Origin of the sequence: Thermus caliditerrae, assembly GCF_021462525.1 — a bacterium.
In the GTDB taxonomy this organism is placed as follows: domain Bacteria; phylum Deinococcota; class Deinococci; order Deinococcales; family Thermaceae; genus Thermus; species Thermus caliditerrae.
The window spans coordinates 1-14,089 of record NZ_JAKEDT010000014.1 but is presented as its reverse complement, the minus strand read 5'-3'; the positions used below and the strand labels follow the sequence as shown (position 1 = coordinate 14,089).

At 67.4% G+C, this 14,089-nt stretch carries 15 protein-coding genes and 1 tRNA gene; 11 read left to right on the top strand and 5 right to left on the bottom strand.

Annotated features, from left to right (window positions below; all coding sequences use genetic code 11):
* Position 1: 1 nt before the first annotated feature.
* Genes L1088_RS08230 through L1088_RS08205 form a run of 6 tightly spaced genes read left to right on the top strand, consistent with a single transcriptional unit; the run spans position 2 to position 3,524 of the window.
* Complete coding sequence (locus L1088_RS08230; protein WP_234554499.1) at positions 2-775, top strand: CDP-alcohol phosphatidyltransferase family protein; 774 nt, start codon at positions 2-4, stop codon at positions 773-775.
* Positions 739-1,149: an NUDIX domain-containing protein gene (locus L1088_RS08225; protein ID WP_038041557.1), complete on the top strand. Its 411-nt coding sequence runs from the start codon at positions 739-741 to the stop codon at positions 1,147-1,149. The genes L1088_RS08230 and L1088_RS08225 overlap by 37 nt, the downstream gene beginning before the upstream one ends.
* Positions 1,146-1,850, top strand: a complete 705-nt coding sequence (tmpR, locus tag L1088_RS08220) for a bifunctional dihydropteridine reductase/dihydrofolate reductase TmpR (RefSeq protein ID WP_234554498.1) — start codon at positions 1,146-1,148, stop codon at positions 1,848-1,850. Before L1088_RS08225 ends, tmpR begins: the two co-directional genes overlap by 4 nt.
* A 37-nt stretch (positions 1,851-1,887) precedes the next feature.
* Positions 1,888-2,130, top strand: coding sequence for a YlcI/YnfO family protein (locus L1088_RS08215; protein WP_038045473.1), 243 nt, complete (start codon positions 1,888-1,890; stop codon positions 2,128-2,130).
* Complete coding sequence (locus L1088_RS08210) at positions 2,114-2,533, top strand: PIN domain-containing protein (RefSeq protein WP_234554497.1); 420 nt, start codon at positions 2,114-2,116, stop codon at positions 2,531-2,533. Before L1088_RS08215 ends, L1088_RS08210 begins: the two co-directional genes overlap by 17 nt.
* A gap of 13 nt (positions 2,534-2,546) precedes the next feature.
* Positions 2,547-3,524 carry a DHH family phosphoesterase gene (locus L1088_RS08205; protein WP_234554496.1) on the top strand — a complete coding sequence of 326 codons (978 nt, stop codon included), beginning with the start codon at positions 2,547-2,549 and terminating at the stop codon, positions 3,522-3,524.
* Here the strand turns inward: L1088_RS08205 and L1088_RS08200 are convergent.
* From L1088_RS08200 to L1088_RS08190, 3 genes are read right to left on the bottom strand one after another with little or no spacing between them, the layout of a single operon-like run.
* A complete protein-coding gene (locus tag L1088_RS08200) occupies positions 3,521-4,060 on the bottom strand; it encodes a Uma2 family endonuclease (RefSeq protein WP_234554495.1) in 540 nt (179 codons plus the stop codon). The two genes, L1088_RS08205 and L1088_RS08200, sit on opposite strands and share 4 nt — an antisense overlap.
* A 9-nt stretch (positions 4,061-4,069) precedes the next feature.
* On the bottom strand, positions 4,070-5,290 hold the full coding sequence (locus L1088_RS08195; RefSeq protein WP_234554494.1) for a 2,3-bisphosphoglycerate-independent phosphoglycerate mutase: 1,221 nt from the start codon (positions 5,288-5,290) through the stop codon (positions 4,070-4,072).
* A gap of 59 nt (positions 5,291-5,349) precedes the next feature.
* Positions 5,350-6,861, bottom strand: a complete 1,512-nt coding sequence (locus tag L1088_RS08190) for a S8 family serine peptidase (RefSeq protein WP_234554493.1) — start codon at positions 6,859-6,861, stop codon at positions 5,350-5,352.
* A 67-nt stretch (positions 6,862-6,928) separates the two neighbouring features.
* Between L1088_RS08190 and proS the strand changes: the two genes are divergently transcribed.
* The 5 genes from proS (at position 6,929) to L1088_RS08165 (ending at position 13,256) form a co-directional block, all read left to right on the top strand.
* The gene (gene proS, locus L1088_RS08185; protein WP_234554492.1) at positions 6,929-8,362 is read left to right on the top strand and encodes a proline--tRNA ligase; all 1,434 of its coding nucleotides are present in this window, start codon (positions 6,929-6,931) and stop codon (positions 8,360-8,362) included.
* A gap of 39 nt (positions 8,363-8,401) precedes the next feature.
* Positions 8,402-9,067 (top strand): endonuclease III, encoded by a 666-nt coding sequence (gene nth / locus L1088_RS08180; protein WP_234554491.1) that lies wholly within the window; start codon positions 8,402-8,404, stop codon positions 9,065-9,067.
* A 170-nt stretch (positions 9,068-9,237) separates the two neighbouring features.
* Positions 9,238-10,398, top strand: coding sequence for an MFS transporter (locus L1088_RS08175; protein WP_234554490.1), 1,161 nt, complete (start codon positions 9,238-9,240; stop codon positions 10,396-10,398).
* Between the two features lie 29 nt (positions 10,399-10,427).
* Positions 10,428-11,642 carry a molybdopterin molybdotransferase MoeA gene (locus tag L1088_RS08170; protein ID WP_234554489.1) on the top strand — a complete coding sequence of 405 codons (1,215 nt, stop codon included), beginning with the start codon at positions 10,428-10,430 and terminating at the stop codon, positions 11,640-11,642.
* Between the two features lie 75 nt (positions 11,643-11,717).
* Positions 11,718-13,256: a DEAD/DEAH box helicase gene (locus tag L1088_RS08165; protein ID WP_234554488.1), complete on the top strand. Its 1,539-nt coding sequence runs from the start codon at positions 11,718-11,720 to the stop codon at positions 13,254-13,256.
* 54 nt (positions 13,257-13,310) lie between these two features.
* Here L1088_RS08165 and L1088_RS08160 read toward each other — a convergent pair.
* Positions 13,311-13,387 (bottom strand) — tRNA-Arg (locus tag L1088_RS08160).
* 71 nt (positions 13,388-13,458) lie between these two features.
* Positions 13,459-14,089, bottom strand: a 631-nt coding sequence (locus L1088_RS08155; RefSeq protein ID WP_500303506.1) for an ISAs1 family transposase, incomplete at its 5' end; no start/stop codon positions are given.

Sequence of the window (14,089 nt, the reverse complement as noted above, 5' to 3'; positions counted from 1 at the left end):
CATGGTGCCGGGAGCCAAGAAGAGGCCCGTTCAGGAGTTCTTAAATGTCCTCCTCTACCGCCCCTTGGCCTACCTGGTGGTCCTCCTCCTCTTCCGCACCCCCATCCGCCCCCACCACCTGGTCCTCTTTCACACCGGCCTTGTCCTCCTGGCCGCTTGGCTTCTGGTCCTAGGCCGGGACCTCCCGGCGGTCCTCCTCCTCCAGCTCAAGACCGTTTTGGACAACGCCGATGGCCAGCTGGCCCGCCTGCGGGGGGAGGTCACGGAGCTTGGGCGCTACCTGGACACGGAGCTGGACCTTCTGGGCAACCTGGCCCTTTTCCTGGCGCTGGGGGCGCGCACCGGGGCCTGGGGCTTGGCCCTTTTGGCCTTCTTGGTCTTCACCCTGGTCCAGTCCTATGACTTCAACCTGGAAAGGCTTTATAAGGAGGTCCGGGGGTTTCCCCTTGGGGCGGAGCGGCGCGACCCCGATGGGCCTCTTCTCCGCCTCCTGCGGGGGATTTACCGCCTCCTCTTCCTGCCCCAGGACCGGGGGATCACCGCCTGGGAGCGCTACCTCCAGGCCCGCTTCCGCCTAGACCCCCAGCGCTTCTGGGACGAGGCTGCCGTGGCCGGGGTGGTGAACCTGGGCCTCACCACCCAGCTCTTCTTCCTGGGGGTGTTTTTGGTTTTCCACCAGCCTGGGGCCTACCTCACCTTCGTCCTTCTCCAGGGCCTGTATCTTGGGCTTTGGTACGTATGGAGGGTCCTCCGCGCTATCCCATCCCCACGGTAGGGGCCCTGGTGGAGCAGGCTGGCCGGGTGCTCCTGGTGCGCACGGCCAAGTGGCGGGGGCTTTGGGGGGTGCCTGGGGGAAAGGTGGAGTGGGGGGAGGGCCTGGAGGAGGCCCTGAGGCGGGAGTTCTGGGAGGAGGTGGGCCTCAGGCTTTCCCGGGTGCGCTTCGCCCTGGTGCAGGAAGCTATCTTCAGCCAGGAGTTCCACAAGCCCACCCACATGCTCCTCCTCAACTACTTCGCCGAAGCCGAGGGCGTGGTGCGCCCCAACGAAGAGATCCTGGAGTGGGCCTGGGTAAAGGCGGAGGAGGGGCTTTCCTTCCCCCTAAACACCTTCACCCGCAAGCTTTTGGAGCGGTACTTGGAGGAGGTATGAGAACCGCCCTGGTCACGGGGAGCGCCAAGGGCATCGGCCGGGCCATTCTCCTGGCCATGGCCAAGGAGGGCTACGCGGTGGCGGTGCACTACCGCACCTCGGAAGGGCTGGCGGAGGCCACGCGCCAGGAGGCGGAAGCCCTTGGGGTAAAGGCCATCAAGGTGCGTGCCGACCTCACGGAGGAGGCGGAGGTGGCGGCTCTGGTGGAGGAGGTGCGCTACCACCTGGGGGGGATCGGCGTTCTGGTGAACAACGTGGGGGACTACCTCTACAAGCCCATCGAGGAGGTTTCCCTGGAGGAGTGGCGCTGGATTTTGGACTCCAACCTGACCAGCACCTTCCTCCTTACCCAGAAGGTCCTGCCCCTCATGGTGGCCCAGGGCTTTGGCCGCATCGTGAACCTGGGCTACGCCGGGGCGGGAAACCTCCTGGCCCGGCCCCACATCACCCCCTACGCCATCGCCAAGACCGGGGTGGTCCTCTACACCAAGGCCATCGCCAAACGCTTTGCCGGAGCGGGGATCACCGCCAACGTGGTGGCCCCGGGGGTGGCGGAAAACTCCGTGTCCAAGCCCCTTCACGAGATCCCCATGGCCCGGCTGGCCCTCCTGGAGGAGATCGCCCGGGCGGTGCTCTTCTTCGTGCGGGAGCCTTACGTGACGGGGCAGGTCCTCGAGGTGGCGGGGGGGTGGAACTTATAGCCGGGCCTTGCACGCAATGATGTGCTAAGTTGAGGGCATGAGTCGGAATCTGACTCTGAGGCTTTCCCCCGAGCTGGTGCGCCGGGCCCGGGCTCTGGCCCTCAAGCGGGGCTTGAGCCTAAACGCCTGGGTAGCGGAGCTTTTGGAGAGGGAGGTGGAGCGGGAGGAGGGTCTAGAAGAAGCCTTTGGTCGGCAACTCTCCTGGATGCGTCAGGGGATCCTGGATACCGGGGGCATGCCCTTGCCCTCCCGGGAGGAGGTGCATGATAGAGCCCCCTGAGTTTGTGGATACCAACGTTTTGGTCTACGCTTACGACCGCTCCTCCCCGGCCAAACGGGACCGAGCCGTGGCGCTCTTAGAGCGCCTTATGGGGGAAAGGCGCTTGGCGTTATCCCTTCAGGTGCTTCAGGAGTTCTACGTGGTCACCACCCGGAAGCTTCCAACCCCCCTGTCCCCGGAGGTGGCCCGCCAGGTCTTGACCGACCTCGGTAAGGCCTGGGTGTATGAGCCCACCCTAGGGGATATCCTTAAGGCCACTCACCTGGCAGAGCGCCACCGAATCTCCTTCTGGGATGCCCTCATCCTGCAAAGCGCCCGGGCCCTGAAGGCCCGGGTGGTGTGGAGCGAGGGCTTCCACCCTGGGGCCTATGGAGGCCTCGAGGTGAGAAACCCCTTTGCGTGATAGGTTGGGGCCTATGGACGGGAACGCTCCCGAACCCAAGTACTGGGAAAAGATGCGCCTGGTGGCCGAGGTCTTGAAGGCGGTGGAGGGTCCCATCTACATCGCCACCCACGTGGACCCCGATGGGGATGCCATCGGTAGCTCCTTGGGCCTCTACCGGGCCCTGAAGGCCCTGGGCAAGGACGCCCGCTGGGTGGCCGAGCCCCCCCGCTTCCTGCGCTTTTTGCCCAAGGAGGAAGAGTACTCGGACCCCGTGGAAAAGCTCCCCGTGGGGGCCACCCTGGTGGCCTTGGACAGCGCCGAGGCTTCCCGGGTGGTGGGGGTGCCGGTGGAGGGGTTCGTCATCAACATCGACCACCACGGCACCAACCCCCGCTTCGGCCACATCGCCGTGGTGGACCCCTCCAAGGCGGCCACCGCCCAGATGGTGAAGGATCTCATCGACCTTCTAGGGGTGGAATGGACGGCGGAGATTGCCACCCCTGTCCTGACCGGCATCCTCACCGACACCGGCAACTTCCGCTTCGCCAACACCACCCCCGAGGTTCTGCGGGTGGCGGCGGAGCTGGTGGGCTACGGGGTGAAGCTGGCCGAGCTCACGGACCGCCTGCAATTCCGCCCCCCTTCCTACTTCCGCCTCATGGGCCAGGTGCTTTCCACCGTGGCCTTCCACTTTGGGGGGCTTCTCGTCACCGCCCACCTTCCCGAGGATGCTAAGCGGGAGGAGGAGGACTCCGACGACTTCGTGGGCCTCATCCGCTACGTGGAGGGGAGCGTGGTCTCGGCCTTCTTGCGCAAGCGGGAGGAAGGGGTGAAGGTGTCCATCCGCTCCCGGGGTGGGGTTTCCGCCCAGAACATTGCCGTGAAGCTGGGGGGAGGGGGGCATGTGCCTGCCGCCGGGGCCACCTTAAAGAACGTTGACCTGGACCGGGCCTACGAGCGGGTCCTCGAGGCGGTGGCGGAGGAGCTCAAGCGGGCGGGGTACCTCTAGGGCCTGGGGGGGCGCCAGACAAGGGAGGGGGCCCCTAGGCCCTCGGGTGCCACCTCCTCTCCTGGCTCCACCAGGCGCTTTAGACGGTAAAGGCCTCCCCGGGGCTCCCGGTAGACTTCCAGTAGGCCGGTTTCCCCGTCCACCAGCCAGCTTTCCGGGATGCCCGCTTGGGCGTAAAGGGCCAACTTCCTTTCGTCCGCGTCCTTGGTGGTATACGCCACCTCTACCACCAGGAGGATGTCCTTTGGCTCGGGAAAGGACTGGACGTAGAAGTCCTCGCGGGGCTTTAGGAGGGCGATGTCCGGCTGGGGAACCGAGTAGGGGTTGAGGAGGATGGGGTTCTGCACCGAGACGATGGCCCGGTCCCCGTAGAGCTTTTCCAGGGTTTTGCTCAGGTAGGTGACCAGGCTGGCGTGGCCGCTGCCGATGGGGGCCATTTCGTAAACCTCCCCGTCCAGGAGTTCCAGACGCACCCCCTCCGGGGCCCGTTCCGCGAGGGCCAGGAACTCCTCCACCCGGATGCGGTACCGGAGCATAGCCCCATTTTAGGCTCCGTACTTGAGGAGCCTCCCCGCATGGGCCAGGAGGAGGGGCATGAGCTCCACCCCCCTTAGGTGCCCGAGGCTTCCCTTGGCCGCCTCCCCCTCCGTGAAGCGCAACGCCCCGTCCTTCCGCAGGTAGGGGGCCTTGAGGAGGAGGGGCACGGGGTGCCAGGAATGGGCCCTTAGGAGGGCGGGGGTGGAGTGGTCCCCGGTGAGGGCCAGAACGTCCGGCTTTAGGGCAAGGATTTCCGGAAGAAGAGCGTCAAAGCGCTCGATCTCCTTCACCTTGCCCCAGAAGTCCCCGTCCTCCCCCTTGGCGTCGGTCTTCTTGAAGTGGACGTAGAAGAAGTCGTAGCGTTCCCAGTTTTCCTGTAAGGCCTTCAGCTTCCCCTCGTGGGCGTCCCCTTCCCCTTCCACGGGAAGCACCTCCATGCCCACCAGGCTGGCCAGGCCCTTGTACATGGGGTAGCTGGCGATGGCCGCCGCCTTTAGCCCAAAGACCTCCTCCACCTTGGGGAAGGCGGGCTTGCGGGAGGCCCCGCGGAAGAGGGCCCCGTTCAGCTTGGGCTCGCCTTGCAGTACCTCGCGGACGCGCTCCGAGAGCCGGTTCACCACCCGGGCGGTCTTGGCGGAGGCCGCGTCCAGGGCCTGGGCCTTTAGGGGAGGAAGCCCCGTCTTCTGGGGGTCGGTGTCCGTTACCCCGTCCCCAAGCCCCTCCCCCCGGAGGACCACCAGGAAGCGGTGCTCGCTTTCGGTGTGGAAGTGGACCTCCACGTCCTCAATGCGGGGGATGGCCTCCCTTAGCCTCGCCACCACCCGGGCGTTTTCCTCCGTGCTCGGGCGGCCCGCCCGGCGGTCTAGGACCAGGCCTTCCGGGCTCAAGGTGGCGAAGTTCCCCCTTAGGGCCACATCCCCTTCCCGGAAGTCCACCCCCAGGCCCAGGGCGCTTAGCGCCCCCCGGCCCACCACGTAGCGGAAGGGATCGTAGCCGAAGAGGGCCAGGTGGCCGGGGCCGCTTCCGGGGGTGAGGCCGGGGTAGACGGGGGTGAGGAGGCCCAGGGCGCTTTCCCCCGCCAACCGGTCTAGGTTCGGGGTTCTGGCGGCCTCCAGCTCCGTGGGCCCCCCGGGTTCCAGGGGAAGCCCCCCCACCCCATCCAGGACCACCAGGAGGATCTTGGTGTCGCTTTTTTGCTGAAGCTCCTTGAACACGGCGAAGAGGTCCATGCCGCCATTTTATGGGGAAAAGGCCCTCGGCTTGCCCGGGGGCCAGGGGGCTTTAGCGACTACCGAGTTGCTCGGTCTGCGTTCACCAGGCCGTGGCCGAAGAGCTGCCGGCTACCGATGGGCTCGGCGGTGGCCTTCAGGTGGGCCCGCACCTCGCCAGGGCCCCATTCGGGGTGGAGGGCCCGCACCAGGGCAGCCACCGCGGCCACGTGGGGGCTGGCCATGGAGGTGCCCGCGTACCAGGCGTAGGCAGGGGTGGTTTCGCTGACGATGATGGTGGAGAGGATCAGGTGGTAGCGCCACCCCGCAGGCCGCTGGCTGGCGGGCTTGGCGCACCAGCTCTGGCCGCTTTCGTCCAGGCCACAGTCGCCTCCGGGGGCGGAAAGGTCCACGGCGGCCCCGTAATTGGAGTAGAAGGCTAGGACGTCCTGTCCCGGCACGGCATTCAAGGTTTCGTCGGTGGGGTAGGGGTACTGCCAAAGGGGCGTGGCGGTGCCGGTGGCGGAAACGGAAACCACCGTGGGCAGGTCGGAGGGGATGTGGACGATGTAGCCATTGGCGTTCTGGGCGCTGTTCCCCGCCGAGGCCACGATCAGGGTGCCCATGCGGTTGGCGTACTTCATCACCCGGTCCCAGGCCACCATGGCGGCCACGTCCTCCCGGTTGCGGGTGTCCAGGGTGCCTCCCAGGCTCATGTTGATGACCTGGTAGCCCTTCTTGGCGGCGTCCAGGATGGCCTCAAAGATAGGGCCGTCGAAGGCGCCCACGTCGTCGTATTCCTCCCCGCCCTCGGTGAAGTGGATCCGGTCAAACACCTTGTAGGCGGCGATCCGGACCCCGGGGGCCACCCCCACCACCCGGCCGCCCCCGAAGCGGGCGGCCACGGTGCCGGAGACGTGGGTACCGTGGGCCTCGTAGGTGACGTAAGGTGCGGGGGTGCAGAGGTTGTTGGGGTCAAAGTGGTCAAAGTCGATCCAGAGGCTGTACTTGGGGTAGCTGGGGGTGTTGTTGGGGCCCGCGGTTTCGTAGCAGTAGTTGGTGGCCTGGAAGTCCACGATCTGGCCTACCAGGTCGGGGTGGTTGTCCATGACCCCGGTGTCCAGCACCGCCACCGTGGCCCGGGCCTGGACCTCGAGGGGCACCCTCTCCCAAGCCTTCGGGGCGCCGATCCGCCGGATGTCCCACTGGTACTTGTAGAGGTTGTCGGCTGCCGAGGGCGCGCCATAGGTTTCCTCCTGATAGAGGATGCGCTCCGTCTTGGGCAGGGAGTAGTACTGTTCGGGGCCCACCGCCAGCACCTGGGGGTTCCGGGCCAGGCGGCTTACAGCGGCCCGGTCCGCCACCACCGTGAGGGCACCGATGGGCTCCAGGGTCTTGAGCACCCGGGCCCCGGCGCCTTGGACCAAGGCCTGGGCGTTAGAGGGGAGGGTTTCGGACTTGAAGACCACCAAGTAGCGGCCCTTCTCCGGAGCGCTTTGCACCGAGAGGCTGGCCCCACCCGGAGCCTGCTGGTTGCAGGCGAAAAGGCCCAGGGCCAGCGCGGCCAACACGATATACCCAACCTTCCGCATAACCACCTCCTGTGATGCACCCCGATTTTACCCTTAAGGGCCCTTCCTGCAAGTATGATGGGCGGGTATGGCGAAGGAGAAGGGCCTAACGCCGCAAAGCCAGGACTTCAGCGAGTGGTACCTCGAGGTGATCCAGCGAGCCGAGCTCGCCGACTACGGACCGGTCCGGGGCACCATCGTGGTGCGCCCCTACGGCTATGCCCTCTGGGAGAACATCCAGGGGCTTTTGGACCGCATGTTCAAGGAAACGGGCCACCAAAACGCCTACTTCCCCCTCTTCATCCCCATGAGCTTTCTGAAGAGGGAGGCCGAGCACGTGGAGGGCTTCTCCCCGGAGCTGGCCGTGGTCACCCACGCCGGGGGGGAGGAGCTGGAGGAGCCCTTGGCGGTGCGCCCCACCTCGGAGACGGTGATCGGCTACATGTGGTCCCGGTGGATCAAGAGCTACCGCGACCTGCCCCAGCTCCTCAACCAGTGGGGGAACGTGGTGCGCTGGGAGATGCGCACAAGGCCTTTCCTCCGCACCAGCGAGTTCCTCTGGCAGGAGGGGCACACCGCCCACGCCACCCGGGAGGAGGCGGAGGAGGAGGTGCGGAGGATGCTGGGTATCTACGCCAGGCTGGCCCGGGAGTACGCCGCCCTTCCCGTCATCGAGGGCCTCAAGACCGAGAAGGAGAAGTTCGCCGGGGCGGTCTACACCACCACCATCGAGGCCATGATGCGAGACGGCAAGGCCCTCCAGTCGGGCACCAGCCACTACCTGGGGGAGAACTTCGCCCGGGCCTTTGACATCAAGTTCCAGGACAAGGACCTACAGGTGAAGTACGTGCACACCACCAGCTGGGGCCTCTCCTGGCGCTTCATCGGGGCCATCATCATGACCCATGGGGACGATGGGGGCCTCATCCTCCCCCCGCGCCTGGCCCCCATCCAGGTGGTGGTGGTGCCGATCTACCGGGAGGAAAGCCGGGAGCGGGTTTTGGAGGCGGCCTTTGACCTCAAGAAGCGCCTTCTCCAGGCGGGCCTCCGCGTCCACCTGGATGACCGGGACCAGTACACCCCGGGCTACAAGTTCCACGAGTGGGAGCTCAAGGGGGTACCCTTCCGCATTGAGCTCGGCCCCAAGGACCTCGAGGCGGGCGAGGCCGTGCTGGCTAGCCGCCTGGGGGGCAAAGAACGCCTCTCCCTGGAGGTTCTTCCCACCCTCCTGCCGGAGAAGCTGGAAGTCTTCCACCAGGGCCTCTACCAAAGGGCCCTGGATTTCCAAAAGGCCCACACCCGCAAGGTGGACACCTACGGGGAGTTCAAGGAGGCGGTGCAGGAAGGGTTTGCCCTGGCCTTCCACTGCGGGGACAAGGCCTGCGAAAAGGCCATCCAGGAAGAGACCACCGCCACCACCCGCTGCGTGCCCTTCGAGGCCGAGCCGGAGGAGGGCCTTTGCGTGCGCTGCGGCCGGCCTTCCGCCTACGGCAAGCGGGTGGTCTTCGCCAAGGCCTACTGAACCCCCTGCTCCTTGGGCTGCCTGGGGATTCGGTGTAGATTGGAGGGCGTGGGTTGCCCTAAGGAAGGGCAAAAGGCAAAGAAACGGCGGGCTTTGGCCATCCTAGAGGCCCTAAAGGCGGCGTATCCAGGGGCCAAAACGGAGCTCAAGCACAATAGCCCCTTCCAGCTCCTGGTGGCCACGGTCCTCTCCGCCCAGGCCACGGACAAGAGCGTGAACGAGGCCACCCCCGCCCTCTTCGCCCGCTTCCCCGACGCCAAGGCCTTGGCGGAGGCCCGTCCTGAGGAGGTGGAGCCTTACATCATGCGCATCGGGCTCTACCGGACCAAGGCCAGGAACCTGGTGGCCCTGGCCCGGAGGCTGGTGGAGGCCCACGGGGGGAAGGTGCCTATGGACAAGCGGGCCCTCATGGCCCTTCCTGGGGTGGGTTGGAAGACGGCCACCGTGGTGCTGGGGGCGGCCTTCGGGGTACCGGGCATTGCCGTGGACACCCACGTGGCCCGCCTGGCCCAAAGGCTTTGCCTCTCCGAGGCCAAGAGCCCGGAGAAGATCGGGGCTGATCTAGAGCGCCTTTTCCCCAAGGAGGACTGGGTCTTCGCCCACCATGCCCTGGTCCTCCACGGGCGGTACGTCTGCACCGCCAGGAAGCCCCGGTGCCCCGCTTGCCCTTTGGCCCCCCACTGCCCGGGCCGCAGGGAGGGTTAGGCGTCCCGCTAGGGGCTATGCCGCAAGGTAGGTGCGCACGGCGTGGGCTTCTCTCCTTGCCCNGCGCCCCCCCGGGGGGGGGGCCCCAAAGAGGCCATGAGCAAGCCGCTTTGGCTTTGGCCGATGGGGCAACCTTTTGCGTGCGTATAGTTACTTGGAAAGGATTGCCCATGACAAGACTCCTTGCCTCCCCCGCTTACCGCCTGGTCCTGGCCAGCTTCCTCTGGTCTTTCGGAGGAAACCTGGTCTACTTCTTCCTGAACTTCCACCTCGAGGCCCTGGGCTTTGGCCGCCAGGCCATCGGCCTGGCCCAGGCCCTTCTCCTTTTCACCGGGGTGGTCTTCGCCCTGCCCCTGGCCTACCTCATCCCTAGGCTGGGCTACCTGAGAAGCCTCCACCTGGCCTTCCTGTTGGCGGTGGGAAGCGGCCTTCTCCTAGGCCTTGGCCTCTTGGTCTTCCCCTCCCTGGCGGGCTACGGCCTGGCGGGCGCCCTCCTGCAGGGGGCAGCGGCCCCCCTCATGGCCCGGCTGGTGCCTGCGGAGAGGCGGGTGGCGCTTTTCAGCCTGCAGGCGGCCCTCACCACGGCCAGCGGCTTCTTTTCCACCCTCTTGGCGGGCTTGCTTTCCGAGTGGGTGGGGGCCCGGTGGGTGCTCCTCTTCGCCCTTCCCTTTTTCCTCCTGGCGGTTCCCCTGGTTTTGGGCCTGCCTGAGGGGGAAGGGCAGGCGCCCCGGTTTCGGGGCCGCTTCGGGGTGTGGCTTAGGCTCCTCCTGCCCCAAGTGGTCATCGGCCTTGGGGCGGGGCTTGTCATCCCCTTCTTGAACCTCTTCCTGAAGGAGAAGTTTGGCCTCACCTATGGGGCCACGGGGTTCGTCTTTGCCCTCTCCTCCTTGGCCACAGGGCTGGCCATGCTCCTCCAGCCCCTTTTGGTGCGGCGGGTGGGGAAGCTCGGGGCCATCGTCCTGGTGCAGGCCCTCTCCTTGCCCTTCCTGGCCCTGTTGGCCTGGGCTCCTTGGCTTCCCGTGGTCACCCTGGCCCTCCTGGTGCGGGGGGCCCTCATGAACGCCGCCGGGCCGGTCTACGCCGCCTTGGTCATGGACTACCTGGAGGATGGGGAGCGGCCCGGCTTCTTCCTGGTGGAATCGGGGATCTGGAGCCTCCTCTTCGCCCTGGGAAGCGCCCTTTCCGGGGTGGCCCAGGAGGCCTTGGGCCTGGCCGCCTTCCACTACCTCTTTGCCGCCACCCTTACCCTCTACGCCCTGGGCATCGCCCTCTGGCCCTGGGCCTTTGGCCGCCTGCGGGCGGCCTACGGGGAGGGGGAGGGCTCTTCCTGAGGCGCCTTCCCTTGGCCTAGACTGGGCTCATGCGCACGAGCCTCACGGTGGAAGAAGCCCTGGAGCTGGTCCTGGCCGAGGCCAGGGGGGAGCCCGGCGTGGAGGTGCTCCCCCTGAAAGAGGCTTGGGGACGGGTGCTGGCGGAAGACCTCGCCGCCTTGGTGGACCACCCCGACCAGGACGACACCGCCATTGACGGCTACGCCTGCCGCGCAGAGGACACCCTGGGGGCTTCCCGAGAAAGCCCGGTGCGCCTTAAGGTGATTGGCGAATCCCCCGCGGGAAAGCCCTTCGGGGGCCGGGTAGGGCCGAAGGAGGCGGTGGCGGTCTATACCGGGGCCCCTGTTCCCGAAGGGGCGGATGCGGTGATCCGGGTGGAGGACACGCGGCGGGAAGGGGGCGAGGTCCTTCTCTTCGCCCCCGCCAGCCCCAAGGACATAAGGCCCAAGGGGGACGACCTGAGGCGGGGCGAGGTGTACTTGAAGCGGGGGGACCTCCTCAGCCCCGGCAGGCTGGGCCTGGCCGCGGCCATGGGCCACCCCCAGGTGAAGGTCTTCCGCCGCCCCCGGGTGGGCATCCTCACCACCGGGGACGAGGTGGTGGAGCCGGGGGAACCCCTGCCCTATGGGGGGGTCTACAACTCCAACGCCTACAGCCTCCTGGGCCTGGTGTGGGAGGCCGGGGGGGAGCCTGTCCTCCTGGGCAAGGTGGAGGACGAGCCCCAAAAGGTGCTTGCCCGCCTCGAGGGGGCGGGACGGCTGGACCTCCTCCTCACCTCCGGGGGCGTGTCCATGGGGGAGTACGACGTGGTGCGGAAGGTGCTGGAGGAGAGGGGAGAGGTCCTCTTCTGGAAGGTGAAGCAGCAGCCCGGGGGGCCTCTCCTCCTCGCCCGTCTGGGGGAGCTACCCGTTTTGGGCCTGCCGGGGAACCCGGTTTCCAGCATGGTGACCTTTTTCCTCTACGGGAGGCCCTTTCTTTTCCGGCTTCTCCAGCGCACCGAGCCCCCCTACCGCACCCTCAAGGCCAGGGCCCTCACCCCCTTCCGCGGGGCGCCGGGCAAGAAGGTCTTCCGCCGGGGGGTGCTGTCCTTCGAGGGGGAACTGGTGGTGCGCACCACCGGAAACCAAAGCAGCGGGGTTTTGCGCTCCATGGCCCAGGGCAACGCCCTGGTGGTGATCCCTCCCGACCAGAACGTGCAGGAGGGCCAGGAGGTGGAGGCCATCCCCTTGACATTCGTGCTCTAGTTCACTAAGATTAAAAAGTTTACGGGCTTTACCCCTCCTTTTCGGGCGCGGGTGGAGCCCGGGAAGCGAGAGAGAATGGAGTTCAAAGACTTTCCCCTGAAGGACGAGATCAAGGAAGCCCTGTTGCGTCGGGGCATCACCGCCCCCACCCCCATCCAGGCGGCGGCCTTGCCCCTGGCCCTGGAGGGCAAGGACCTCATCGGCCAGGCCCGCACGGGCACCGGCAAGACCCTGGCCTTTGCCCTGCCCATCGCGCAGGGCCTCGAGGCCTCCTCCGAGCGGGGTCGTGCCCCCAGGGCTCTGGTCCTCACCCCCACCCGGGAGCTGGCCCTCCAGGTCTCCGGGGAGCTGCAGGCGGTGGCCCCCCACCTAAAGGTGGTCACCGTGTACGGGGGTACCGGCTACGGCAAGCAGAAGGAGGACCTCCTCCGGGGGGCGGACGTGGTGGTGGCCACCCCGGGCCGGGCCCTGGACTACCTGAAGCAGGGGGTCCTGCGGCTTTCCCAGGTGAAGATCGCCGTCTTGGACGAGGCGGATGAGATGCTTTCCATGGGGTTTGAGGAGGAGGTGGAAGCCCTCCTCTCCGCCACCCCCCCTGAACGCCAGACCCTCCTCTTCTCCGCCACCCTGCCTTCCTGGGCCAGGAGGCTCGCCGAGCGCTACATGCGCTCCCCCGTGGTCATCAACGTGGTGCGGGAGGAGGGGGTCACCTACCAGGAGGAGGCGGTGCCCGCTCCTGGGGACCGGCTGGCCCTTCTCTCCGACCTCCTTTTCGTGAAGGCCCCCAAGCGGGCCATCGTTTTCACCCGCACCAAGGCGGAAACCGAGGAGGTGGCCACGGGCCTCCTGCGCCTGGGCCACCCGGCTCGGGCCATCCACGGGGACCTTTCCCAGACGGACCGGGAGCGGGTCATGCGGGCTTTCCGGGAAGGGGAGGTGCGGGTCTTGGTGGCCACGGACGTGGCCGCCCGCGGTCTGGACATCCCCGAGGTGGACCTGGTGGTGCACCACCGCCTTCCCGACAAGCCGGAAACCTACCAGCACCGCTCCGGGCGCACGGGCCGCGCGGGAAGGGGGGGTGAGGTGGTCATCCTCTACGGGCCCCGGGAGCGAAGGGAGCTTTCCGAGCTGGAGCGGGCGGTGGGCCGCACCTTCCGGCGGGTGAACCCCCCTACGCCGGAAGAGGTCCTGGAGGCCAAGTGGCACCACCTCCTGGCCCGGCTGGCCCGGGTGCCGGAGAGGGACTACAAGCTCTACCTGGACTTCGCCGGGAAGCTCTTCGCCGAGGGGAGGGTGGAGGTGGTGGCCGCCCTCATGGCCCTCCTCCTGGGCGGAGCCCCCAAGGAGAAGAGCCTCCTCACCGGGGAGGAGGGCTGGCTCACCTTCAAGGCCACGGGGCCCAGGCTCACCCTGCCTCGGCTGGTGGCCTTGCTGAAGGAGAGGGGCCTCGAGGTGGGCAAGATCGCCCAGGGGGAGGAGGCCCTTTACGTGGACCTCCGCCCCCAGGACCTGCCCCGCCTAGCCGAGGTGCAGGGGGTGAAGCTGGAGCGGGCCAAGCGGGTGGAGGCCCTGCCCGAAGCCCCCGCCCGCGGCAGGCGGCCGGTGCGCTCCTGAGGCTTCAAAAGGCTTCCCCCCTCCGCAAAGGAGGGGGGAAAGCGCTTTTGGCCTTGGTGCGCCCGGAGGGATTCGAACCCCCGACCTAGGGCTTAGGAAGCCCCCGCTCTATCCTGCTGAGCTACGGGCGCCCACGCCTTTGGGATTTTAGCACCCGGAGAAGACCCAGGCAAGCCGCCCTGGAGCGGTACAGACTTGACCGCTATACTGCATAGAGCCCCAGGAACCGCAGGGCGGCCATGGGGTTGAAGGAGAACGCCTCCAGGGCTGCCTTCTTCCGGCGTATCCCCTTGCGGTTCAGCCACGACACCAAATGCGCCCGCAACACCGCCAGCACCTCACCCCCTCGCCCCCGCACCTGAGAAGCATCCTCCCGCAGGAGCACGTCCCGCACCCAGAAAGACCCGTTCTCCACACCCCACCGCCCCACCCAAAGCCTCCCCAGCACCCCGGCATCCGCCTCATTCGGCCCCAGGCTGGTCAGGGCGTACCCCTCCGTCCGCCACACCTCCCCCGTCCCCTTCACCACCACCTCCCGCACCAGCCGCACCGCCTGCCTGGCCCCGGGAAAGGCCGCCACCTCCGGGGGCAGCACCGGTGAGGCCCACACCTCGTACCGCCGCACCTCCCCGTCCCCCTCCCGCTCCCACACCGCCCGGGTCTCCCCAGGCAAAGCCCTCTCCGCCATCCCCACAAACACCTCCCGCACCCACCCCAGCAACTCCCCCTGGTTCCCCTTCAGGACCAGGAGGTACTCCCCCCCTTTGCCCGCATCCCCTACCACCACCTTCCCCGCCAACCCCTCGGCCCCCAGGCGCTCCAAAAGCTCCAGG